Genomic DNA, 23,250 nt, shown 5'->3' on the forward strand with positions numbered 1-23,250 from the left:
ACTGCTGTCAGAACGTTTCGCTTACTGACCCGCTCCGCGAATCTGCTGCACCGCCGGAGCCAGGCCGGGGTTCTGTTTTTCAAAGGTGTCGTACATCGGTTGCACCTTTTTCATGAACGGTCCCTTGTCCACCTTGTGCACCTTCACCCCCATCTTGTCGAGCTTGGCGAATTCCTCCTGCTCCTGCTGCGACCACAACGTCTTCATGAATTCCATGGACTCGCGTGCAGCCTTGAGCACGGCTTCCTTGCTGGCCGGCTTGAGACTGTCGAACGCCTGGTTGCTCATCAGCAGCACGTCGGGGACCATGGTGTGTTCATCCAGACTGAAGTGCTTGGCGACCTCGCCATGCCGCATGGTGGTCAGTGCCATCACGCTGTTCTCGGCCATGTCGACCACGCCTTGCTGAAGCGCGGTGTACAACTCGCCATAGTCGAGCGACGTCGGGTTGCCGCCCATCACCTTGATCATCTCGACCGCGCTCGGGCTGGGCTGCACACGCACCTTCATGCCCTTGAGATCGTCCGGCGAGAGCACCGGCTTGTTGCCGTAGAAACTGCGCGCGCCACCGTCGTAGAAGGTCAGGCCGAAATAGCCCTTGGCCTTGGTGGACGCCAGGATCTTCTGACCCACTTCGCCCTGCATGGTCGCGTAATAGGCTGCGCGATCGCGGAACAGGTACGGCAGGCTGAATACCTTGTACGAGTCCTCAAAGGCTTCCATTTCGGCGGCGTTGGTCTTGACCATCTGCACGGCGCCGGAACGCATCAGTTCCATCGTTTCGCGCTGTGTACCGAGCGTGCCGTTCGGGTAGATACGCACCACGACATCCCCCTTCGAGTAGTCCTTGGCTTTCTGCGCAAAGTGCTCCATCGCCTTGTGGACGGGGTGTGCCTTGTCCTGATTGTGACTGAGTTTGAACGTAGCGGCGCTGGCGCCTCCGACCGATGCGGCGAAAAATCCGAGCGCGGCCACCATGACGTGCAGTTTCATAGCTCCTCCTTCATTGGACTTGATTGCGATGTGCGTCGTCACCACGGTGCCGACGACCAACCCATCGCAAACTAGCCAGTTAGTTAGAACGAGAAACCCCATGCCTCGATCGCGGCCCGACTTGCCACACCTCAATCACGTGCGGCCGCGTCACTTTCGCCTGATGGCAGCGGTAATAAACACGACAAAGAAAGTAAAACCAGCCCCGGAATGCGTGCAGGCGGCCCGCTCAGGACGCCAGCAGTCGCTGAAAGATCGTGGGCGCGGCGCGAATCACGAGGGACTGCGCCGCTTCTGCCCACAGCGCCAGTCGCCTACCATGCAAAAACCAGATCGCGCGCCTGGTGCACCGGCTCCTCCACCAGGGCCGCCTCGGGCACCTGGCTGAACTCACGCAGGATGTCCTCCTTGATGCGATCCAGCGCAGCGCTGTAGCGGGTGCGAGGATGCGGCACGTCCACCGGGACGATGCGCTTGATGCGCCCCGGGCGCGGCTCCATGATGACCACCCGGTCTCCGAGGAACACCGCTTCGTCCACGTCGTGCGTGACGAGAATCATCGTGATGCCTTCCGAACGCCAGATGCGCTGCAGTTCCTGCTGAAGGTTGGCGCGCGTGAGTGCGTCGAGCGCGCCGAGCGGCTCGTCCAGCAGCAGGATCTTCGGGCGATTGACCAATCCGCGCGCAATGGCCACGCGCTGCGACATGCCCCCGGAGAGCTGATGCGGGTACGCCTGCGCAAAGGACTCCAGCCCGACGAGCCGGAGGTGTTCGTCGATGGCCCGCTTCTTCTGTGCGCCGCTGAGTGCGGAGTTCTCAAGCGCAACGGCGACGTTCTGCTCCACCGTCAGCCACGGGAACAGACGGTGTTCCTGGAAAACGATGCCGCGCTCCAGGCTGGTGCCGCGAATGCGCTGCCCGTCCACGAGAATGTCGCCCTGGTATTCGTCTTCCAGCCCGATCACCAGCCTCAGCAGCGTCGACTTGCCGCAGCCGCTGGTGCCGACGATGCTGACGAACTCGCCCGGGCGGATGTCGAGATTGATGCCGTCCAGGACCTGCAGCGTCTGGCCCTTGACCTCGTACTGCTTGCGGACATTGCGGAAACTGAGCGTTCCGCGCTGTGTTTCGACTTCGCTCATCGGCTCTCCATGGGATGTCTTGTTCTGGAATGCGATGAGCTTAGGACGCGCACGCCCCCTGCCTAACCAAGAAATCTTCAGGAGCTTTGCAGAGTCTCCGAAATGACGGCGCCGGCGTCATCCAGCATGGACAGCACGCGGCGCGCTGCGCTGTCGACACTTTCGCTCGCCGAGTCATAGCGCAAGCGTGGTGCTTCCGGGATTTCATACGGATCGGATACGCCCGTCATGTGCGCCAGATGCCCCGCCTTCGCCTGCGCGTACAAGCCTTTGGGATCGCGCGCAGCGCAGGTTTCGAGGCTCGCACTCAGGTGGATTTCGTAGAAGCGTTCGCGGCCGATGCCGTTGCGCGCCCGCTCGCGCTGCATGCGCAACGGTGAAACCAGCGCCACCACCACGGTCAGGCCTGAGTTGTTGGCAAGCCGTGCTACCTCGGCCACGCGCCGCACGTTTTCATCACGGTCGGCCTGGCCGAAACCCAGATCGCGGCACAGGCCGCCGCGCACTTCGTCGCCGTCGAGCAGCAACACCGGCTGGCCGCGCAGGTGCATGGCCCGTGCCAAGGCTCGCGCGAGCGTGGTTTTGCCTGAGCCGGGCAAGCCAGTGAGCCATGCCGTGACTGGGGAGAATTCATTCATGAGCGGTACAGCGTCGGGACGTTTGAACACAAAACGTCGCATCGTAACGCGCCATGCACCCCGTTGGTGTCCCTCACTCCACCGTCACGGAAAGCGCAGGCCATGACAGATGAACGGCGTATTTTCATGGACCAGCGGCACATGAAAATCGTCAATCTCTGCCACGATTGGGACATTCGTAGGAAATTAATCAGAATCCGCACGTAGTTGCTGTTTTTGTCGTTACTTCAATGGCATGGCGCTGGAGGCGGACTTTAACGAACAGGTGTTTCGTTGCCTCGACAGTTCCATTTCATCTCCGGCCTGCCCAGGTCCGGCTCTACGCTGCTGTCCGCGCTTCTGCGCCAGAACCCGCGTTTTCACGCCGGCATGACGAGCCCGGTGGGCGCGCTCATGACCGGCATGCTCGGCCAGCTATCGGCCGGTTCCGAGTTCAGCCCGGTGGTCAGCCGCGATCAGCGCCGCCGCCTGCTGCATGGCCTCTTCGACAGCTACTACGCCGACCAGCCCGACAGGGACGTCATCTTCGACACCAACCGGATGTGGTGCAGCCGCATGCCTGCACTGCGCGAACTGTTTCCGCAATCGCGGGTGATCGCCTGTGTGCGCAACGTCGCGTGGGTCATGGACAGCGTCGAACGCCTCTATCGCGCCAACCCGTTCGAACACACCAAGCTCTTCGCCGACGACAGCGAACGCAGCACCGTCTATAGCCGCGTGGAATCGCTGGCGCAGGGCAACCGCATGGTTGGCTTTGCATGGTCGGCGCTGCGCGAGGCGTATTTCGGCGAACACGCCGGCTCCATGCTGGTCATCGACTACGACCTGCTCGCCCACGCGCCCGAGAAAGTGCTGCGGCTGGTGTACGAATTCATTGACGAACCGTGGTTCGGGCACGACTTCGAGAACGTCGAATACGACGCGCCCGAATTCGACCTCGGTCTCGGCGTGGCCGGACTGCACAAGGTGCGTCGCAGCGTCGGCATCGAATCGCGCCGCACGGTACTGCCGCCGGACCTGTTCGAAAAATACGCCGCGCTGTCGTTCTGGAACCAGGACCTGCCATCGGCTGCGCACGTCATACGCAACAGGAACATCGGCACGTGACGCACAGAACGTCGCGGCCACATAACAACAACCCTTGAACAGGCGATGCGCCACGACGCGCATCCACCCAGCAGGAGAGAGAGCATCGTGAAGCGATGGTTTGATCGCGCGCCCCGCCGCGCGCCGGTTTCACAGACACGCCCCACGTCGGCGCGTCCGGCCCTGATGATGGCGCTGGAGCCGCGCATCATGTTCGATGCCGCCGTCGGCGCCACCGTGGCAGAGGTGGCCCGCAGCGCGCCCACGCACGACACGACTTCAGCCGGCACGCACGATGTGTCCTCCGACCACGCGGTCGCCCTGCCCGCCTCGCCTGTCACCGCCGATTCGCCAGCCGGCCCGGCCGTGCTGTTCGTCGATTCGCGCGTCAAGGATGCCGACAGTCTCGTCGCCGGCGCTGCGGCCGGCACGCAGATCGTGTACCTGGACGCCACGCGCGACGGGCTCGCGCAGATCGCCGAATACCTCGATCAACACCAGGGCGCCGGCTCGGTGCAGATCCTCGCGCACGGCGCCAGCGGCGACATGTGGCTGGGCACCACCTACCTGTCGGCCGAGAATGCCGGCGAGCATGCCGACGTATTGGCCCGCATCGGTTCCGACATGCGTGCTGGCGGCGACATTCTCATCTATGCGTGTGAGACCGCCGAAGGCGATCGCGGCGTGTCGTTCGTTTCGTCACTGGCCGATCTCACCGGCCGCGACATCGCGGCGTCGACGAACCGCACGGGCGTCAGCGGCGACTGGACGCTGGAACTGACCACCGGCAGCATCGAAAGCGTGCCGGTGCTGTCCTCATCGACCACGGCCGGATATGCCTACGATCTCGCCACGCTGACCGTCATCAGCAACGCGGACAGTGGCGTGGGCTCCTTGCGCACTGCGATCGCGGCAGCCACGAGCGGCGACACCATCACGTTCAGCAGCGGCATGACCGTCGGCCTGATCAGCGGTGAGCTGATCATCGCAAAGAACCTGACCATCGATGGCGACATCAACAACGATGGCGTCGCCGACGTAACGCTGGACGCCAACTACAGAAGCCGCGTGCTCCAGGTGCAGGCCGGCAGCACCGTGATGCTCGACGGCCTCGTCATCACGCGCGGCCTGGTCTCCGGCAACGGTGGCGACGCTGGCAGCGGCCTGGCCGCCCCCAGTGCTCTTGGCGGCGGTATCTCGAATGCCGGCACGCTCACGCTTCTCAATACCTCGGTCACTGCCAACGCAGCGGCCGGTGGTGGGGGCGGCGGCGGCAACTTTGCCTACGACGGCGGTGGCGGCGGCGGAGGCGGTGCCATCGGTGGCGGGTTCGGGGGCCGAGGAGGGCAATCCGGCGTCTCGCACAACCTCGGCGCCAGCGGCAGTGCCAACCAGGGTGGCCGGGGCGGCGCGGACATATCCTTCCCTGGCATGGGCGGACAGGGGGGGACCGCCGTCGGCGGCGCTGGCGGCGCCTATCTGGGCTATTCCCCTGGCGGTTCAGGCGGCACGGCCACCAACGGCACCATCAGCATCGGCGGCGGCGGCGGTGGCCTGGGCACCGACGCCACGGGCGGCGCTGGCGGCTCGGCGGCCGGCGGCATCTACAACGCCGTTGGCGGCACCATCAATGTGATCGGCAATTCGATCATCAGCAACAATCTCGGCGCGGGAGGCGGTGGAGGCGGCGGCGGTGCCGGCGGTTCGCTGGGCAACCAGAATGGAGGCGCCGGTGGCCGCGGCGTCGGCGCGGTGTGGAACAAGGGTGTCTTCAATATCACTGCGGCCAACAATGCGGCCATGACCGGCAACAGTGCCGGCAGCGGCGCCGGAGGACAGGAGCTTGGGACCGGCTCGCCCGGCTCCAGCCCCGCCGCCGTCAGCGGTATCTATAACGATGGCGGCGCCCTCAACACCGCTTACGTGCCCAATTCCCCGCCCATCCTGAGCGGCCTGCAGGGCGACAGCCTTACCTTCACCGAAGGCGACACGCCCCGGCTGCTCGATGTCGGCAGCAATGCCATCGTTTTCGACAGCGACTCCGCCGACTTCAACGGCGGCCGCGTGACGGTGTCGATCACCGGCAACCGCGTCGCAGCCGAAGACGTACTCGCCATCCGCGACCTGGGCACCGGCCCGGGGCAGATCGGCATCAGCGGCAGCACCATCACCTATGGCGGCGTTGCTATCGGCACATTCACGGGTGGCAGCGGCACCAACGATCTGGTGATCACGTTCAACTCGGCGCAGGCAACGCCCGCCGCTGTCGAAGCGCTGCTGCACAACATCACCTACAACAACGCCAGCGTCGATAACCCGACGGCTTCGCAGCGCACGGTGAGCATCACCGTCAACGATGGCGATAGCGCAACCAGCACGACCAACACCGTAAGCGTCAACGTCGTGGCGGTGAACGACGCGCCGACGCTCTCGCCGGCCAATGCCGTCGCCATCTACACCGAAGGCGGCAGCAGCGCCGTGCTCATGGGCGCGCTGACGATCTCCGACGTGGACAGCACCACGGTCCAGGGCGCCACGGTCACGATCAGCGATGTTCGCGCGGGCGATCTGCTGTCGATCGGCGCACTCAACGGCTTCACGGCATCCTACGACAGCGCCACCGGCGTGCTGACACTGGGCGGCGGAGGTTCGCTGGCCGCGTTGCAGGCTGCGCTGCGCTCGGTCACCTACTCGTCGTCCTCGCACGACCCGACTTTTGGCGGCACGGATACGTCCCGCCAGATCAACTTCACCGTCACCGACAACGGCGGTGCGACGTCGACGGCGGCGACCGCGCAAGTGGCCGTCATCGCCGTCAATGACGCGCCCACGCTGGCTGGCGGCCCCTACGTATGGGCCGGCACCAGCGAGGACCTCACCTCGTCTGCGATCACCGTTTCGAGCCTGCTGGGCGCCACGACGCATGCCGACGTGGATGGTCCGGCCAATGGCATTGCCATCACCGGCAGCACTGGCTCCGGCCTCTGGCAGTACTCCACCGACGGCGTGATCTGGAATACGGTGGGTGCCGTCAGCAACAGCAGTGCATTGCTGTTGTCGACTGGCACTCAGTTGCGCTACGTGCCCAACGGACAGAACGGCGAGACGCCAGTGCTGACCTTCCGCGCCTGGGACCAGAGCGCCGGCACAGCGTCGACAAACAGCACGCGCAACCTCGCCGACACGTCTACAAACGGTGGCTCGACGGCATACTCGACGGGCACCGCGCAGGCCACACTCGCGGTGAGCAGCGTCAATGACGCCCCGGTGCTGACGCCGGGCAGCCCCATGCTCAACGGCCTGACCGACACCGACGTGAATACCGTCGGCCAGGCCGTGTCGAGCTTTGCCGGCAGCAATATCGCCGACGTGGACAGTGGCGCGGTCAGGGGCATTGCCATCACCGGCCTGAATGCCGGCAACGGGACATGGCAGTACAGCGTGGACGGCGGCGCATCCTGGCAGAACGTCGGCGCGGTGTCCGACAGTGCCGCGCTGCTGTTGCGCACGAGCGATCGCGTCCGCTTCGTGCCGGACGGCATCCATGGCACGAACGCCACGCTCACCTATCACGCGTGGGACCAGACTGGCGCCACGGCAGGCCAGCAAGGCACCAAGGTGGATGCTTCCGCCACGGGCGGCTCGACGCCTTTCTCCACGGCCAGCGACACCGCGAGCGTCACCGTCACGGCCATCGACGACGCACCGACGCTCACCACCAGCAACGGAGTTTCCGCCTTCGTCGAAGGCAACAACGCAGTCTCGACGCCTGTCGTCATCGATAGCGGCCTTACCGTGTCCGATCCCGATTCGCCGCGGCTCTACGGCGCCACGGTCCGCATCAGCGGGAACTTCATGGGTGCGCAGGATGTGCTGGGGTTCAGCAACGACCCGGCGACCATGGGCGACATCGTTGCCAGTTACGACAGTAGCAGCGGCCTGATGACGCTGACCTCGGCCACCGGCGCGACGGCTGCGCAATGGCAGGCTGCACTGCGTGCCGTCACCTACAGCAACAGTTCGGACACGCCGTCCGCCCTGAACCGCACCATCACGTTCCAGATCAGCGATGGCAACAGCAGCAGCACGGCCGCCACCCGCGTCGTCACCGTGAGCCCCACCAACGACACACCGACCGTCGCAATGCCGGCAACGCTCGCCGCAACGGAAGACACGGCCACCGCCATCACAGGGATCAGCTTCTCCGATGCCGACTCGGGCAGCGCCAGCGTCATCGTCACCCTGTCCGTCGGCAGCGGCACCCTGTCGGCCACGAGCGGGGGCGGCGTTACCGTCGGAGGTGCCGCCGGCGCGCTGACCCTCACCGGCTCGATCAGCAATATCAACGCGTTCATCGCCGGCGCCAAGGTGCAATTCCTTGGCGCTGCCAACAGTACCGGCAACGTCGCCCTTACCGCCTCCATCAACGACGGGGGCAACACGGGTGGGGCGCCCCAGGTTGGCAGCGGAACGACAACCATCGCCATCGCAGCGGTCAACGACGCGCCCTACATCACTGCGCCGGCCTCCATCAGCGTCGCGGAAGATGTATCGCAATCGCTCACCGGCATCAGTTTCGGCGACGTCGACGCCGGCTCAAGCCTGGTCAGCGTTCAATTCAGCGTGGCACCGGGCAACGGCACGCTCAGTGCGCTGAGCATGGCGGGCGTCACCGTGGCGGGTTCGGGCACCGATTCGCTGAGCCTCAGCGGTACGCTCTCGGACATCAACGCCTTCGTCGCGACCGGTGCGGTGAGTTACGTCAGTGCGGCCAACGCCAACGGCAATGTCACGCTGAGTGTGCTCGTCGATGACAACGGCAACGTCGGCTCGGGGGGCAACAAGATCGCGAGCACGACGGTCACGCTGGCTGTCGCGGCGGTCAACGATGCCCCCGTCAATACGGTGCCGGGAACCCGGTCGGTCAACCTCAACGAGCCGCTGGTATTCAGCGGCAGCACACAAATTTCGATCAGCGACGTCGACGCGGGCAGCGGCACGATGCAAGTGACGCTGACCGTCGGCCATGGTTTGCTCAGCCTGTCAGGCACCTCGGGGCTGGTCTTCGAGGTCGGCAGCGGTGCCGGCGACGCGGCCATGACGTTCTCCGGCACGATGGCCGACATCAATGCCGCGCTCGCCGGTCTGAAATACACGCCCGCGGCGGGGTATCTCGGCACCGACGCGCTGCAGATCGTGACGAACGACCTGGGCAACGCCGGTGCGGGCGGCGCCAGGACCGATACGGACGTCGTCATGATCCAGGTCGTCGACCCGGCCCCGGTGGTGACATCCGTCAGCAGCATCGCGCCGGACGGCACGTACAAGATCGGAGACACCATCACGGTGACGGTCTCGTTCGACAGCGTAGTGAATGTGGACGCATCCGGCGGCCGGCCGACCCTGCTACTGGAAACCGGCCTCATCGACCGCGAGGCCACGTATGTGAGCGGCAGCGGCAGCAACACGCTCACCTTTGCCTACACCGTGCGTGCCGGCGACGTTGCGAGCGACCTGAACTACACCGGCACGACGGCGCTGGCGCTCAATGGCGCGTCGATCCGCAGCGTCGACAACTACAACGCGAACCTGAGTCTGCCGGCGCTCGGCGACACGCACTCGCTCGCTGCGAACCGCGACATCGTCGTCGATGGCATTGCGCCGACAGTCACGTCAGTCGTCGTCCCCGTCAGCGGCACCTACGTGGCGGGCCAGGCGCTCGACTTCACCGTCAACTTCAGCGAGATCGTCACCGTCGGCGGCGGCACGCCGCGCATTGCCGTGGCGCTCGATACGGGTGGCACGGTGTATGCCGATTACGTCGGCGGATCGGGTACTTCGGCACTGTCGTTCCGCCTGACGGTGTCCGCCGGGCAGATGGACACGAACGGCATCTCGATCGGAGCGCTGAGTCTGAATGGCGCCGCACTGCTGGACGCCGCCGGCAACAGCGCGACGCTCACGCTCAACAGCGTGGGCAGCACGGCTGGCGTACTTGTCGATGCCATCGTGCCCACGGTTACATCCGTGACGGTGCCGGCCCCTGGTGAGTACAACGCCGGCGACGTGCTTTCTTTCGTGGTCAATACGTCCGAGACAGTCTTCGTATCCGCCGCCGGAGGCACGCCTCGCCTGGCGCTCGACGTGGGTGGAACGCTGGTCTATGCCGATTACGTGTCCGGCTCGGGCACCGGCGCCTTGGTGTTCCAGTACACGGTGGTCGGCGGCCACAACGACACCGACGGCATCAGCGTGAGCGGGCTGCAACTGAACGGCGCCACCATCCGCGATGCGGCTGGCAACAATGCCGCCAGTGCCCTGGCCGGCGTGGGCAATACGTCGGGCGTCATCGTCGACACCATCGCGCCGGTCGTCACGGCGCTTGACCGGATCGACACCGCCGTGACGAACGCTGACACGCTGCATTACCAGCTCGTCCTGTCGGAAGACGTGACCGGCGTCGACGTCGGCGACTTCCAGATTGTCTCCACTGGCACGGCCGCCGCGTTCATCTCGGCGATCTCACAAGTGGACGGCCACACGTATGTCGTCACCCTCGCCGGCGTAAGTGGCACCGGCACGCTCGGCCTGATGCTCAACGGCGTCGGCGCCGGCATCGTGGACAAGGCCGGCAACCCGCTATCTGGCGGATTTACCGGCGCCGTCTATACCGTCGATCGCGACGCGCCGGTCGTGCAGTCGGTCGGCACGCCCGCTGCCGGCACGTACGTCGCCGGCCAGGAGCTCGACTTCACCGTGCAGCTCTCGGAAACCGTCATCGTCGACAACGGCACGCCACGCATCGCCGTGACGCTGGATACGGGTGGCGTGGTCTACGCGGACTACGTGGGCGGGTCGGGCAGCGCTGTCCTCACTTTCCGCCTGGTCGTCACCAACGGCCAGATGGATGCAAACGGCATCGCGCTCGGCAGCAGCATCGACCTGAACGGTGCCCGCATCCGCGATAGTGTCGGTAACGCGATACAGCCGGCGCTGCGCGGCATCGGCGACACGAGCGTCGTACACATCGACGCCGTCGTGCCGCAAGTCACCGCCATTGCCCGTACCGACGCGGGCCCGGGCAACGCCGAGACGGTTCACTACACGGTGAGCTTTTCCGAAGACGTGAACGGCGTGGACGCGTCCGATTTCGTTCTGCGTCGCGAAGGCACGGCCGGCGGCAACATTGCAGGCATCACGCAGATCGACGCGCATACCTACATCGTCACCATTTCGGGCATCACCGGCGAAGGAACCCTGCAACTCGAACTCGCCAACAGCGGTACCAATATCCGCGACATGGCCGGCAACGCAATCGTCGGCGGGCTATCCGGTGCGGCGTTCTCGGTCGACCGCGTGGCGCCGACCGTGCAGATCGCCATCGAAGGCGCTCCCGGCAACGCCAGTCGCGACAGCGCGTATCTGGTCACCTTCTCGGAAGACGTGACAGGCGTGGCCGCAGACAGCTTCACGCTGCTCACTACCGGGAGTGCCAGCGCCACGGTCTCCGGCGTGCGTGCCATCGACGCCCGGACCTACGTCGTGACGGTGAGCGACATCCGCGGCACCGGCAGCATCGCGCTGCAGGTCAGCGGCGGACGTGGCATTGCCGATCTCGGCGGCAACACGCTGGCCGCACCGGCGGCAAGCGCCGCGCGCGCCATCGACACGCAAGCGTTCGCGCCGCCGCCGACGGTGGCCGCCTCACCACTGCCGCCGCTCGTCGTCACTCCGCCGCAATCGCCGAACACGCCCTTGATCGTCACCACGGCGACGGATGCAACACCCACGTCGACGATCTCGGCGGACGCCACGGGCGCGCCCACCATCAGCGGCATGCTGGCAGGCAGCAACACCATGCTCGACGCGCTGGTCGGCGACGAGACGCGTGCGCAGCCGATCGCCGGTTCACGGCCGGCCGGTGACGGCGGCGCGCCACGCGGCGACACCTTGCAGTCGATGCCTGATCTCGGCGTGCAGCGAGTACCGGCCGGCGAGCCGGTCGACATTGCCGTGCCACGCAACGCGTTCAGCATCGGCGATGCGAACGCAGTGGTGACGGTGAGCGCGCTGCTTGCCGACGGGCGGCCCCTGCCCGGCTGGCTGCGCTTCGACCCGGTCACGGGCACGCTGACCGGTCGCCCGCCGGCGGGCTGGAAGCAACCGCTGGCCGTCGAGATTTCAGCGCGCGATGGAAAAGGCAATCGCGCGAGCACGGTCATCCGCATCGAGTTCGATGCCAGCCAGCCCGCTCAGCGCGCATCGGCATCGGCGCTAGAGCGTGCACTGGTGCAGTTCGCCCCCACGCCGGCCGCCGGCCGCGCCAGCCTGGACGTGCAATTCGCCGGCCACGGCCAGCGCGCATTCGACCGCGACGCGCAGGAACTGCTCGCTGCGCTCAAGCAGCTCGAACAACAACACGCATAACGCTCGACCCGACATTCAACGCCAACAGACGATACAGAGATGCAACTTGCCCTTTCACACAACGGAGCCGCCATCAAGGCCCGCCGCGCGCCAAAACTGGCGCTCAAACCGCTGGCTGTATTGACGGTGGCCATCGCGCTGACCGGCTGCGCCATTTCGCCGACGCCGATCACGCTCGATGAGCGCCAGACCGATGTACGCGCCGAGCGCGCGGACCTGTTCAAGAACCAGGAGCCGGTCGCCGGCCCGATCGCGCTGGACGAGGCGATGGCGCGCGCGGTCAAGTACAACCTCGACTTCCGCCTCAAGCAGATGGAAGAAGCGCTGGCCCAGCGCCAGCTGGATCTGGCCAATTTCGACCTGCTGCCCAAGCTCACCGCAGCGGCCGGGTATTCGAATCGCAGCAACCAGAACGCATCGTCGTCGTACAGCGTGATCACCGGACAACAGTCGCTGGAGCCGTCGGTGTCGTCGGACGATGAAGGCAGCACCGCCAGCCTGACGCTGTCGTGGAACATCCTCGACTTTGGCGTGAGCTACTTCCAGGCCAAGCAGCAGGCCGACCGCGCGCTGGTCGCGCAGGAACGTCGCCGCAAGACGATCCACCTCGTCATGCAGCAGGTGCGTCAGGCCTACTGGCAGGCCGCCGGCGCGCAGGCGCTCGAAGGCAAGATCGGCCCGGTGCTGGAACAGGCCCGCGCCGCGCTGGCCGATTCGCGCAAGATCGAAGCGGAAAAGCTGCAGTCGCCGCTGGAAACGCTCAACTACCAGCGCCAGTTGCTGGACATCATCCGCCAGCTCGAAGCGATCAACGATGAACTCTCGCAGGCCAAGCCGAAGCTCGCGTCGCTGATGAACCTGGAGCCAGGCAAGGCTTATCAGCTTGCGATGCCGAGCGAGCTCGGCACGCCGGCGATTTCGATGCCGCTGGACAAGATGGAAGAGACCGCGCTGCTCAATCGGCCCGAGCTGATGGAGGCGCGTTACAACGAGCGCATCAGCCTGAACGAAACGCGCAAAGCCATCGCGCGCCTGCTGCCGGGCATCCAGTTCGATATCGGTGACAACTACGACTCGAACAGCTTCCTCGTGAATAACGAGTGGCGTAGCGCCGGCGTGCGCGTGTCGTGGAACCTGCTCGGCGTGTTCAACGCCCGCAGCGTGCTGCAGGCGGCCGACGCGCAAAGCGAGATCGCGCGCAACCAGAAGCTCGCCATGTCGATGGCGGTGCTGACGCAGACGCAGGTGGCCTATCGCGACTACCTCGGCCGCAAGCGCCAGTTTGAACTGTCCAGCGATCTGGACGGCGTGGAGCGCCGCATCCTCGACCACACCCGTAACGCTGCGCGCAACGACGCGCAAGGCAGGCTCGCCGAGATCCGCGCCGCCGCCAGCAGTCTGATGTCGGAACTGCGCCGCTACCAGAGCTACGGCGCGCTACAGGGCGCCTATGGGCAAGTGCTCGCCACGCTGGGCCTCGATCCGCTGCCCAAGGGCGTGCCCAATTACGATCTATCGACCCTGACGCAGGCTATCCAGTCGATGGAATCGCGTTGGGACGACACGGTGAGCAAGGATGGAAAGGCCGGGTGATGTTGCACGCAGCACGCATCGCAGGGCTCGCCGCCCTGCTCGCGCTGGCCGCCGGCGCACAGGCGGCCACACCCGACACCACGCTCACCGACAAGGACGGGCGAGTACGCACGCAGCTTTCCGCGCGCAATGATGTGGTCATTTCCAGCGAACTGTCGGCCAAGATCGCCTCCCTGCCGCTGCGCGAAGGGGATGCCTTTCGCGCCGGGCAGACGCTGGTGAGCTTCGACTGCACTTTGTTCCAGGCACAGCTCGCCAAGGCGCGCGCCACGAACGAAGCCGCCCAGCAGACGCTGGCCGTCAACAAGCGGCTGGCGGAACTCAATTCTGTCGGCAGGCTGGAAGTCGACCAGGCCGAAGCCAAGGTGAAGGAGAGCGGCGCGGAAGTCGCCTACATGCAGGCCACGGTGTCGAAATGCCAGATTCCCGCACCGTTTGCCGGACGCGTAGTCAAGCGCGTCGCCACGGCTCAGCAATACGTGACGCCGGGCACGCAGCTCATCGCCATCATCGATTCCGGTGAACTCGAAGTGCAGATGATCGTGCCTTCGCGCTGGCTCGCATCGGTCAAGAACGGCACGCGCTTTTCGGTGCAGGTGGATGAGTTGGGCAAGAGCTTTCCGGCACGTGTGGTGCGCACGGGTGCGCGCATCGATCCGGTCAGTCAGTCGATCCAGATCACCGGCGTGATGGAAGCCCCCGCCGGCACGCTGCTGCCAGGCATGAGCGGCTGGGCCGTGTTCGCCGGTACGAAGTGATCGCATCGTGACTGCCGCCCTCCCCCCGCCCGTAGCCGTGCCACGCGAATTGCTGGCCTTGGTGCAGCTCGCCCGCCGCGCACGCGAAGCTGACAACGTCGACGCGCTCGCTTTCACGATGTTGAATGAATCGCGTCAGATGCTCGTCTATCGCCAGTCGGCCCTGTGGCTTGGCGTTCGCCATGGGCGCGTGGCCTGCGTGTCGGGCGTGCCGCAGGCCGATCCGAACGCGCCTTACGTGCAATGGCTGCAACGCGCCCTGCCGGCATTGGCGACGCAATCGAGCGACAACCCCCGCCGCGTGCAGTCCATGGATCTGCCGGACGACGTCGGCGCCGAATGGTCGGACTGGCTGCCCGCGCATGGGCTATGGGTGCCGTTGCGGCAACGTGACGATGCACTGGGCGGACTGCTGTTCGCATCGGACGAGCCCTGGCCTGATGGCGCGCTGACGCTGGCGGCCGAAGTGGGACACGCGTACAGCCATGCGCTCGATGCCTTCGCGCCGCGACGTGCCTGGCGCACCCGCTTGGCCGACGCGCTGCGCCCGACCAAACGGCGCGTGGCAGTCGCGGTGGCAATGCTGATCGTCGCACTGTTCCCAGTGCGGCAGACCGTGCTGGCACCTGCCGAGGTCGTGCCGCTGGAACCATTCCTGGTACGCGCTCCGCAAGACGGCGTGGTGGATCGGATTCTCGTCAGACCCAACCAGCAGGTGGCCGCCGGCACGCCGCTGGTGACGCTCGACACCACGGCATTGCAGGCCCGTTACGCCGTGGCGCGCAAGGCGTATGACGCCGCCGCCGAGGAGTATCGACAGTCGGCGCAGGCGGCGGTCACCGACGACAAGAGCCGGCTCGACATGGCTCAGCGTCGCGGCCAGATGGAACAGAAACAGGTCGAACTCGACTACACCGCACAGCAGTTGGGGCGCGTGCAGATCAAGGCCGAACGCGCGGGCGTGGCGGTGTTCAGCGATGTCAATGATTGGCAAGGCAAGGCCGTGGCGATTGGCGAACGCATCATGACGCTGGCCGATCCGCACAAGGTTGAGCTGTCGATCGAATTGCCGGCGGGCGAGCGCTTCGATGTCGAGCCGGGCGCGTTCGCCACGCTCTACCCGAACGCCAGTCCGCTGTCGTCGTATGACGCCCGCATCACGCAGGTTGCCTACAGTGCCGAAGCCACGCGCGAGGGCGTGGTGGCATATCGACTCAAGGCGGTATTCGACGGCGGCACGCTGCCGCGCGTGGGCCTTACCGGCAATGCACGCGTATCCGGCGCGCGAGTCCCCTTGATCTACTACGCGTTGCGGCGCCCGCTGACCACCGCGCGCCAATGGCTGGGCTGGTGAATATGCAGTTGCCTGCCCTGCGCCAGGAACTGGCGCTACACCCTGGTCCGCGCGCGGCGGATGGTACGCCGACGTGGACCTTGCATGATCCGAGCGACAACCGTTTTTTCCAGATCGGCTGGGCGGCGTTCGAGATGTTGTCGCGCTGGTCGCTGGGCACGGGCGAGAGACTGCTCGCCGCCATCGCGCGCGAGACCACGCTGAGCGTCGATCAGGCCGCGCTGGAAGACTTGCTGCGCTTTCTGCTGCATCACCATTTGGTCGCCGCACACTTTGCACCGGATACCGCGCGACTCGAAAAAGCCGCGCAGGCCACCAGGCTTTCAAAGGCGATGTGGCTGCTCAAGCATTACCTGTTCATCCGCGTGCCGCTGGTGCGGCCGATGCCTTTCCTGCGCGCCGTCTCGCCGTACATCCAGTGGATCTACACGCCGCTGTTCTGGTGGGCGGTGGTCCTGTGCGCCGCGGGCGGCCTGCTGCTGGCCGCACAGCAGTGGGACCAGTTCGTCCATACATTCGCCGCGTACGCTGATTGGCGCGGTCTGGTCGGCATCGGCGTTGCCTTGTCGGCGGCCAAGCTGCTGCACGAATTGGGGCACGCCTTCACCGCATATCGCCACGGATGTCGCGTCGCCCACATGGGAGTGGCCTTCCTTGTCATGTGGCCAGTGCTCTACACCGACACCAACGAAGCATGGAAGCTCGCCTCGCGTCGGCAGCGATTGCAGATCGGCATCGCGGGCATGGCGGCCGAGATCGCACTGGCTGCGGCGGCAACGCTGCTATGGAGCTTTCTGCCCGACGGGCCCGTGCGCGGCGGCGTGTTCCTGCTGGCGACGAGTACGTGGCTGCTGACACTGGCCATCAATCTGTCGCCGTTCATGCGCTTCGATGGCTACTTTCTGCTGTCGGACTGGCTCGACATGCCCAACCTGCACAGTCGCGCATTCGCTCTGGGGCGCTGGCGCATGCGCGAATGGCTGTTCGGGCTGGGCGATCCGCCACCGGAGGGCTTCGCGCCGCGCCGCGCGCGTTTTCTCATCACCTTTGCATACGGGACATGGCTATACCGGCTGACACTGTTCCTGTCGATCGCTTTTCTCGTCTATCACGTGTTCTTCAAGACGCTGGGTATCTTCTTGCTGGCGATCGAACTGGGCTGGTTCATTGCGCTGCCTGTCTGGCGTGAGCTGACCACGTGGTGGCAACTGCGCGATCGCATGCAGTGGCACGGCCGCACGTTGCGCGCGGCAGCCCTGTTCGGCGCCGTGCTGCTGGTGCTCGTCGTGCCCTGGCGCGGCAGCGTGCGCGCGCCGGCCATCGTGGAAGCGAGTCACGCGCAGAAGCTGTATGCACCGGTGCCCGCACAGGTCGCCGAGGTCGCAGTGCGCGAAGGCGAGCGCGTGCACGCCGGGCAGATTCTGGCGCGACTGACTTCGCCGGAACTGGACTACGAACTATCGGGCGCAGCAGCGCGCGAAAAGCAACTGCGCTGGCAAGTCGAGCAGCAGGCTTTCGACAGCCGCTTGCTGGAAGCTGGAGAAGCGCTGCGCACACGTTGGCAGGCGGCACAGGAAGAAGTCGCCGGCCTGAAGGAAGTCGCGCGCCAACTCGAATTGCGCGCACCGTTCGACGGTGTCGTGGCGGCGCGCAGCGACGCATTGCTCCGCGGCCAATGGCTGGCACGCGGCGAGGCCGTGTTGCAGGTGGTCAGCGAGCAAGGCTCGCGCGTACAGGCGTACGTGGCCGAAGAAGATCTGCCACGGATCGACGATCACGCACGGGCGCGTTTTGTGGCCGATGCGCCGGGCACGCCTGCGATCGATTGCCGTGTGATGGAAGTCGACAGAGTGAACCTCGCGCAGATCGATGCGCCACAGCTCGCCAGCGTATTCGGTGGACCGATCCCGTCGGTGCGCCAGGGGCAGATCATCGCCCCTTTGCGCGCGGTGTTCCGGGTGCGGATGGATGACTGCGTCGGCGCATCGCGAGTGCATCAGGAACGTGCAGGCGCGGTGAGCATCGACGCGGCTGCACGGAGTTTCGCCGCCAGTTGGCTGCGCCAACTGGGCGCCATCTTGAGGCGCGAAGGTTCGCTGTAGGAATGCGCGCGGTACGCCGTCGCCCGGATGAGGCGACGGCGCGATGCACTGATCAAACGAGACTCAGGCCGCGGGCCAGGTCTGCCTTGATGTCTTCGACCGACTCCAGGCCGATCGCCATGCGCAGCAGACCGTCGCGAATGCCGGCGGCATCGCGCGATTCCTGCGAGATGCGACCGTGCGTGGTGGTGGCCGGATGCGTGATGGTGGTCTTGGTGTCACCGAGGTTGGCGGTGATCGACACCATGCGCGCGTTGTCGACCACCTTCCATGCGCCCTCGCGGCCGCCCTTCACTTCGAACGCCACGACCGCCCCACCCGTCTTCTGCTGACGCTGTGCCAATGCATATTGCGGATGCGACGGCAGGCCCGGGTAGTAGACGCGCTCCACCGCCGGTTGCGCCTCGAGCCATTGCGCCAGTGTCAGCGCGTTGGCCGACTGTGCTTGCATGCGGATGCGCAGCGTCTCCAGCCCCTTGAGGATCACCCACGCGTTGAACGGCGAGATCGACGGGCCCGCGGTGCGCAGGAACTTGAAGACCTCTTCCATCGTATCGTGCTTGCCCAGCACCGCGCCGCCGAGCACGCGGCCCTGTCCGTCGAGGTACTTGGTGGCGGAATGGATGACGATGTCTGCGCCGTGTTCGAGCGGGCGTTGCAGCACCGGCGAACAGAAGCAGTTGTCGACGGCCAGCAATGCGCCCGCTCCGTGGGCGATGTCGGCGACGGCAGCGATGTCGACCAGTTCGGTCAGCGGGTTGGACGGCGTTTCGACGAAGAACAGCCGCGTCGCCGGCTTGACTGCGGCGCGGTAGGCAGCCAGATCGGTCGCGGGTACGAAGGTGGTTTCGATGCCGAACTTGGCGAGGATGTTGCCGAACAGTTGCTGCGTCGAACCGAACAGGCCGCGCGAGGCGATCACATGGTCGCCAGCCTTGAGCAAGGCCATGGCCATCGACAGGATGGCCGACATGCCGGACGAGGTCGCCACGCAGCGCTCCGCGCCTTCCAGCGCCGCCAGGCGCGTTTGCAGCGCCGTCACGGTGGGATTGGTGAAGCGCGAATACACGTTGCCTTCCGCTTCGCCCGAGAAGCGCGCAGCCGCTTCGGCAGCGCTGCCGAAGACGTAGCTGGAAGTCAGGTACAGCGCTTCGGAATGCTCGCCAAACTGGCTGCGCTCGATGCCCGCGCGTACGGCGAGCGTATCGAGATCGAATTCATCCATCGTGTTTGCCTTTCTGGTGGAGCCCATTTCATGAAGCACCGCGCAATACCGTCGGCCGCGGAGATTCACAAAATGGGCTCATAAAAAAACCCGTCCACAGCGCGAGCGATGAACGGGTTTCGTGCATCGCTTTAGCTGTATTTGTCACGCGCCCGCAAGCTGAAGCTCAAATCGGCGCACACTCGGAATAGCTCCGAGTTGAAAGTCAGAAATTACTCTCTCCCGCTTCGCCCGTCAAACGTCGGACTCGACGAGATTGAGGTCGAGCTGGCCGCCTTCCCCATCGTCGCTCGTCGCGGCGTGGCGTCCGTCTTCCATGTACGACAGGTATTCGGCGGTGATGTCGCCCGTTACGTAGCGGCCGTCGAAGCAGGAGGTCTCGAAATCGCCCACCTCGGGGTTGAGCGATCCGACGGCGCGCTTGAGGTCTTCGAGGTCCTGGTAGATGAGCGCGTCGGCACCGATTTCCTTGCCGACCTCTTCTTCGGTACGGAAAGCTGCGATCAGTTCGCGCCGGCTCGGCATGTCGATGCCGTAGACGTTGGCGAAACGCACCGGAGGTGCCGCAGAGGCCATGAACACCTGAGCGGCGCCTGCGTCGCGCGCCATGGAAATGATCTCGCGGCTGGTGGTGCCACGCACGATGGAGTCATCGACCAGCAGCACGTTCTTGCCGGCGAATTCCTGGTACATGGCGTTGAGCTTCTGGCGCACTGACTTCGAGCGCACGGCCTGCCCCGGCATGATGAAGGTGCGGCCGATGTAGCGATTCTTCACGAAGCCTTCGCGATACGGCACGTCGAGGATCGCCGCCAGTTCCATCGCAGCGGGGCGCGACGAATCGGGAATGGGGATCACCACGTCGATCTTGAGGTGGCCGTATTCACGCTTGATGCGCTCGGCCAGGTAGACGCCCATCTTGATGCGGCTCTCGTACACCGAGATGCCGTCGATCAGCGAGTCGGGACGCGCGAGATAGACGTATTCGAACATGCACGGCGCGAACGGGCGACGTTCCGCGCATTGGCGGCTCACCAGATTGCCCTGCGTGTCGATGAGAATGGCTTCGCCCGGCGCCACGTCGCGCACGACCTTGAAGCCCAGCACATCGATGGCGACCGATTCGGACGCGACCATGTATTCGACGCCATCCGGCGTTTCGTTCTTGCCGATCACCAGCGGGCGGATGCCGAACGGATCGCGGAACGCCAGCAGACCGTAGCCGGCAATCATCACCACCGCGGCATAGGCACCCTTGGCGCGCTTATGCGTGCCGGCGACGGCGCGGAAGATGGTGTCCTCATCCAGGCGGAAGGAGCCCTGCGACGACTCCTGAAGCTCGTGCGCGAGCACGTTGAGCAGCACTTCGGAATCGGAGTTGGTGTTCATGTGACGCAGATCGGCGAGGTACATCTCGCGCTTGAGTGCGTCGGAGTTGGTCAGGTTGCCGTTGTGGGCCAGCATCAGGCCGAACGGCGAATTGACGTAGAACGGCTGCGCTTCGGCCGCGTTGTAGGCCGAGCCGGCGGTGGGATAGCGGCAATGGCCGATCCCCCAGTTGCCAAGGAGGTTGCGCATGTTGCGCGTGCGGAACACGTCCCGCACCAGGCCCGAGCCCTTGTGCATGTGGAAACGGCCGCCTTCCGTCGTTGCAATGCCTGCCGCATCCTGGCCGCGATGTTGCAGGACCTGCAGCCCGTCGTAGAGCAACTGGCCGACGGGCGTGGTCGCCATCACGCCGATAATTCCGCACATACCTTCACCTGTTCATCGATACTTGATTCGCACGGCCAACTCGTGGGGCATCCACGGTTTTGCCGCAATGACAGCGGTCTCGAAAGCCGGGGCGAGCGTCGAATCGCGCCACCACGGCTCCTTGGGCCACTGTGTCAGCCCCGCTGCCGCCACCACCAATATGGCGACGAAAACGGCGCGTACAACACCGAAGCATGCGCCCAACATGCGGTCGATCGGCGACATGCCAATCACAGCCAGCAGTTCACGCAGCAGAAAACGTATCACTCCAAGCACGAGCAGCGTCAGGATGAACACGGCCAGGAAAGAAGCGGCCCAGGCCATCCATGGTGTCTCCACCCAGTGCGCCATCGTCGGGGCGAGCAGCGGCGCGCCGTAGCGGGCGACGGCGAACGCCACCACCCAACCGACAAGCGCAAAGATTTCGCTGATTAGACCTCGCCAGAGGCCAACGATCACACTCAGGGCGAGCAGACACAAAAAAACATAGTCGAAGAGCGTCATTCACGCCTACTTCGCTGTCACTACGCCGCTCAGGCCCGCCTGCTTGAGTTTGCCTTGGGCGGAATCGGCTGCCGCGCGGGTCGCAAAGGGACCCACCCGGACACGCGTGCTCTCGCCCGCTTTTTCGGTGCTCACCGCGAACCCCGCAGCCTTGGCGCGCGATTGCACGCTCTTGGCGTTGTCGGCATCGCGATAGACGCCCAGTTGAACAAAGAAATGCGCCGCGCTGGAGGCGGCTGCGTTGGTCGGCGCGACGCCGCCCTCGAGAATGGCGCGAGCGCGATCGGCGTCGCCAGTGTGCGTGCCCGGGCGCGACTCGGCCTGCGCCGAGGATTTGCTCGCCGATGCACGGCTCGAAGAAGCCTTGCTCGAAGCTGCCTGGGATTGCTGTGCCACGGCATTCGGCACCGGACGGCCCGAAGGCGACACCAGCGGGCCGGATGCGTCCGCATAGCGTGGCGTATTGGTCGGTACCGGCGTCACAGAGGCGATGGATGAGCGCGAACTCGATGCGGCCGCAACGGGCGCTGGCGGCACTGCGGCCGGGGCTGATTCATCGCTGTCGATTTCTTCCGGCGCGTCTGCCGTTGGAGCCGGCGGCGGAGAACCGGTGATCAGGCGGGAGGCGTAGTTGCCGCCCTCCTGGCTCGGAATGCGGATCTGCAGATCGTTGCCCGTCGGCTTGGGACTGCTTTCCATGACCATCGGCAGGATGATCGCAGCCGCCAGCGCCAGTGCGACGGCGCCGACCAGACGCCGACGGGCGCGCTTTTTGAGGTCGAGCTGGGCGTCACTGTCCGCCATACTTACGCCCACAAATCAATGACATGAACACGCTCAAGGTTTCGTTGCGATCACGCGCAGCACGTCGGCCACGGTGAGGAAGGAACCAAAGACAATGATTCTATCACCCTCGCCCGCTTGCGCCTGCGCCGAAGCAAACGCCGAATGCGGATCGGCAAATTGCTCGGTCGCCACGGCGTTGCCAATGTCCGCCAGATGTGCCGCCAGATCGGCGGCCTTGGCGCCGCGCGGGCCTGGCAGATCGCACAGGAACCAGCGGTCGACGCGCGGCAGCACGGCGCGCAACGTACCCGCGATGTCCTTGTCGGAGAGCATTCCGCACACCACGAAGGTATTTTGATAGAACCCCATGTTCATGAGGTTTTCCGCCAGTACCGCGGCCGCCTGCGGGTTGTGCGCCACGTCCAGCACGATGCTCGGACGGCCCGGCAGTATCTGGAAGCGCGCCGGCAGCTCCACCAGCATCAGTCCCTGCCGCACCGCCTGCATCGGCACCGGCAGCTTGTCGTGCAAGGCTTCCAGCGCGGCCAGCACGCTCGATGCGTTGAGCAGTTGGTTGGCGCCGCGCAACGCCGGATACGCCAGGCTGCTGCGCTTTTGCTCCCGCCCCCAGAACTGCCATTGATTCTTGTCGCCAGAAAAACCGAAGTCCTGGCCGGAAACGCGCAGGTCCGCACCGATGTTGCGAGCGTGCCCTACCAGCGTTTGTGGCGGCATCGGGTCGCCGCAAATGGCGGGCTTGCCCGGACGGTAGATGCCGGCCTTTTCGAAACCGATGGCCTCGCGCGTATCGCCCAGGTAGTCCATGTGATCCATGGCCACGCCGGTGACGACCGAGCAATCGGGCTCGATGACGTTGACGGCATCGA

The 23,250-nt window shown here is 65.4% G+C and carries 14 protein-coding genes; 6 read left to right on the forward strand and 8 right to left on the reverse strand.

The genetic code is table 11. From position 1 onward, the window contains the following. Window positions 1–21 precede the first annotated feature (21 nt). The 3 genes from ACDA63_RS00285 to cysC form a co-directional block, all read right to left on the reverse strand. Window positions 22–993, reverse strand: coding sequence for a TRAP transporter substrate-binding protein (locus tag ACDA63_RS00285; protein ID WP_373661153.1), 972 nt, complete (start codon window positions 991–993; stop codon window positions 22–24). Window positions 994–1,307: 314 nt separating this feature from the next. Next, window positions 1,308–2,135: an ABC transporter ATP-binding protein gene (locus tag ACDA63_RS00290; protein WP_373661154.1), complete on the reverse strand. Its 828-nt coding sequence runs from the start codon at window positions 2,133–2,135 to the stop codon at window positions 1,308–1,310. A 77-nt stretch (window positions 2,136–2,212) separates the two neighbouring features. Then, on the reverse strand, window positions 2,213–2,773 hold the full coding sequence (cysC, locus tag ACDA63_RS00295) for an adenylyl-sulfate kinase (protein ID WP_373661155.1): 561 nt from the start codon (window positions 2,771–2,773) through the stop codon (window positions 2,213–2,215). Window positions 2,774–3,046: 273 nt separating this feature from the next. Between cysC and ACDA63_RS00300 the strand changes: the two genes are divergently transcribed. The 6 genes from ACDA63_RS00300 (at window position 3,047) to ACDA63_RS00325 (ending at window position 18,093) form a co-directional block, all read left to right on the forward strand. After that, window positions 3,047–3,880, forward strand: coding sequence for a sulfotransferase (locus ACDA63_RS00300; protein ID WP_373661156.1), 834 nt, complete (start codon window positions 3,047–3,049; stop codon window positions 3,878–3,880). 87 nt (window positions 3,881–3,967) lie between these two features. Then, entirely contained in the window at window positions 3,968–12,286 is an 8,319-nt protein-coding gene (locus tag ACDA63_RS00305; protein ID WP_373661157.1) for a DUF4347 domain-containing protein, read from the forward strand. A gap of 39 nt (window positions 12,287–12,325) precedes the next feature. Further along, window positions 12,326–13,879 (forward strand): TolC family protein, encoded by a 1,554-nt coding sequence (locus ACDA63_RS00310; RefSeq protein ID WP_373661158.1) that lies wholly within the window; start codon window positions 12,326–12,328, stop codon window positions 13,877–13,879. Continuing rightward, the gene (locus ACDA63_RS00315; RefSeq protein WP_373661159.1) at window positions 13,879–14,637 is read left to right on the forward strand and encodes an efflux RND transporter periplasmic adaptor subunit; all 759 of its coding nucleotides are present in this window, start codon (window positions 13,879–13,881) and stop codon (window positions 14,635–14,637) included. Before ACDA63_RS00310 ends, ACDA63_RS00315 begins: the two co-directional genes overlap by 1 nt. Before the next feature lie 7 nt (window positions 14,638–14,644). Then, window positions 14,645–15,991 (forward strand): efflux RND transporter periplasmic adaptor subunit, encoded by a 1,347-nt coding sequence (locus ACDA63_RS00320; protein WP_373661160.1) that lies wholly within the window; start codon window positions 14,645–14,647, stop codon window positions 15,989–15,991. Between the two features lie 2 nt (window positions 15,992–15,993). Beyond that, window positions 15,994–18,093 (forward strand): HlyD family efflux transporter periplasmic adaptor subunit, encoded by a 2,100-nt coding sequence (locus ACDA63_RS00325; protein WP_373661161.1) that lies wholly within the window; start codon window positions 15,994–15,996, stop codon window positions 18,091–18,093. A gap of 52 nt (window positions 18,094–18,145) precedes the next feature. Here the strand turns inward: ACDA63_RS00325 and ACDA63_RS00330 are convergent, their stop codons facing one another. The 5 genes from ACDA63_RS00330 to ACDA63_RS00350 all read right to left on the reverse strand — a co-directional run. Beyond that, the gene (locus tag ACDA63_RS00330) at window positions 18,146–19,318 is read right to left on the reverse strand and encodes an O-succinylhomoserine sulfhydrylase (protein ID WP_373661162.1); all 1,173 of its coding nucleotides are present in this window, start codon (window positions 19,316–19,318) and stop codon (window positions 18,146–18,148) included. A 234-nt stretch (window positions 19,319–19,552) separates the two neighbouring features. Beyond that, window positions 19,553–21,073 (reverse strand): amidophosphoribosyltransferase, encoded by a 1,521-nt coding sequence (purF, locus tag ACDA63_RS00335; protein ID WP_373661163.1) that lies wholly within the window; start codon window positions 21,071–21,073, stop codon window positions 19,553–19,555. A gap of 12 nt (window positions 21,074–21,085) precedes the next feature. After that, on the reverse strand, window positions 21,086–21,577 hold the full coding sequence (locus ACDA63_RS00340; protein ID WP_373661164.1) for a CvpA family protein: 492 nt from the start codon (window positions 21,575–21,577) through the stop codon (window positions 21,086–21,088). 6 nt (window positions 21,578–21,583) lie between these two features. Beyond that, complete coding sequence (locus tag ACDA63_RS00345; protein WP_373661165.1) at window positions 21,584–22,381, reverse strand: SPOR domain-containing protein; 798 nt, start codon at window positions 22,379–22,381, stop codon at window positions 21,584–21,586. Window positions 22,382–22,414: 33 nt separating this feature from the next. Further along, a partial coding sequence (locus ACDA63_RS00350) for a folylpolyglutamate synthase/dihydrofolate synthase family protein (protein ID WP_373661166.1) occupies window positions 22,415–23,250 on the reverse strand: 836 nt, incomplete at its 5' end.

The sequence above is a fragment of the Uliginosibacterium sp. sgz301328 genome (assembly GCF_041807905.1).
Lineage (GTDB): Bacteria > Pseudomonadota > Gammaproteobacteria > Burkholderiales > Rhodocyclaceae > JBGVSA01.

Bases quoted from the DNA above. Each gene is read 5' to 3' on its own strand.
- ACDA63_RS00285 (WP_373661153.1), bottom strand. From the start codon at position 993: ATGAAACTGCACGTCATGGTGGCCGCGCTCGGATTTTTCGCCGCATCG.
- ACDA63_RS00290 (WP_373661154.1), bottom strand. From the start codon at position 2,135: ATGAGCGAAGTCGAAACACAGCGCGGAACGCTCAGTTTCCGCAATGTC.
- cysC (WP_373661155.1), bottom strand. From the start codon at position 2,773: ATGAATGAATTCTCCCCAGTCACGGCATGGCTCACTGGCTTGCCCGGC.
- ACDA63_RS00310 (WP_373661158.1), top strand. From the start codon at position 12,326: ATGCAACTTGCCCTTTCACACAACGGAGCCGCCATCAAGGCCCGCCGC.
- ACDA63_RS00315 (WP_373661159.1), top strand. From the start codon at position 13,879: ATGTTGCACGCAGCACGCATCGCAGGGCTCGCCGCCCTGCTCGCGCTG.
- ACDA63_RS00325 (WP_373661161.1), top strand. From the start codon at position 15,994: ATGCAGTTGCCTGCCCTGCGCCAGGAACTGGCGCTACACCCTGGTCCG.
- ACDA63_RS00330 (WP_373661162.1), bottom strand. From the start codon at position 19,318: ATGGATGAATTCGATCTCGATACGCTCGCCGTACGCGCGGGCATCGAG.
- purF (WP_373661163.1), bottom strand. From the start codon at position 21,073: ATGTGCGGAATTATCGGCGTGATGGCGACCACGCCCGTCGGCCAGTTG.
- ACDA63_RS00340 (WP_373661164.1), bottom strand. From the start codon at position 21,577: ATGACGCTCTTCGACTATGTTTTTTTGTGTCTGCTCGCCCTGAGTGTG.
- ACDA63_RS00345 (WP_373661165.1), bottom strand. From the start codon at position 22,381: ATGGCGGACAGTGACGCCCAGCTCGACCTCAAAAAGCGCGCCCGTCGG.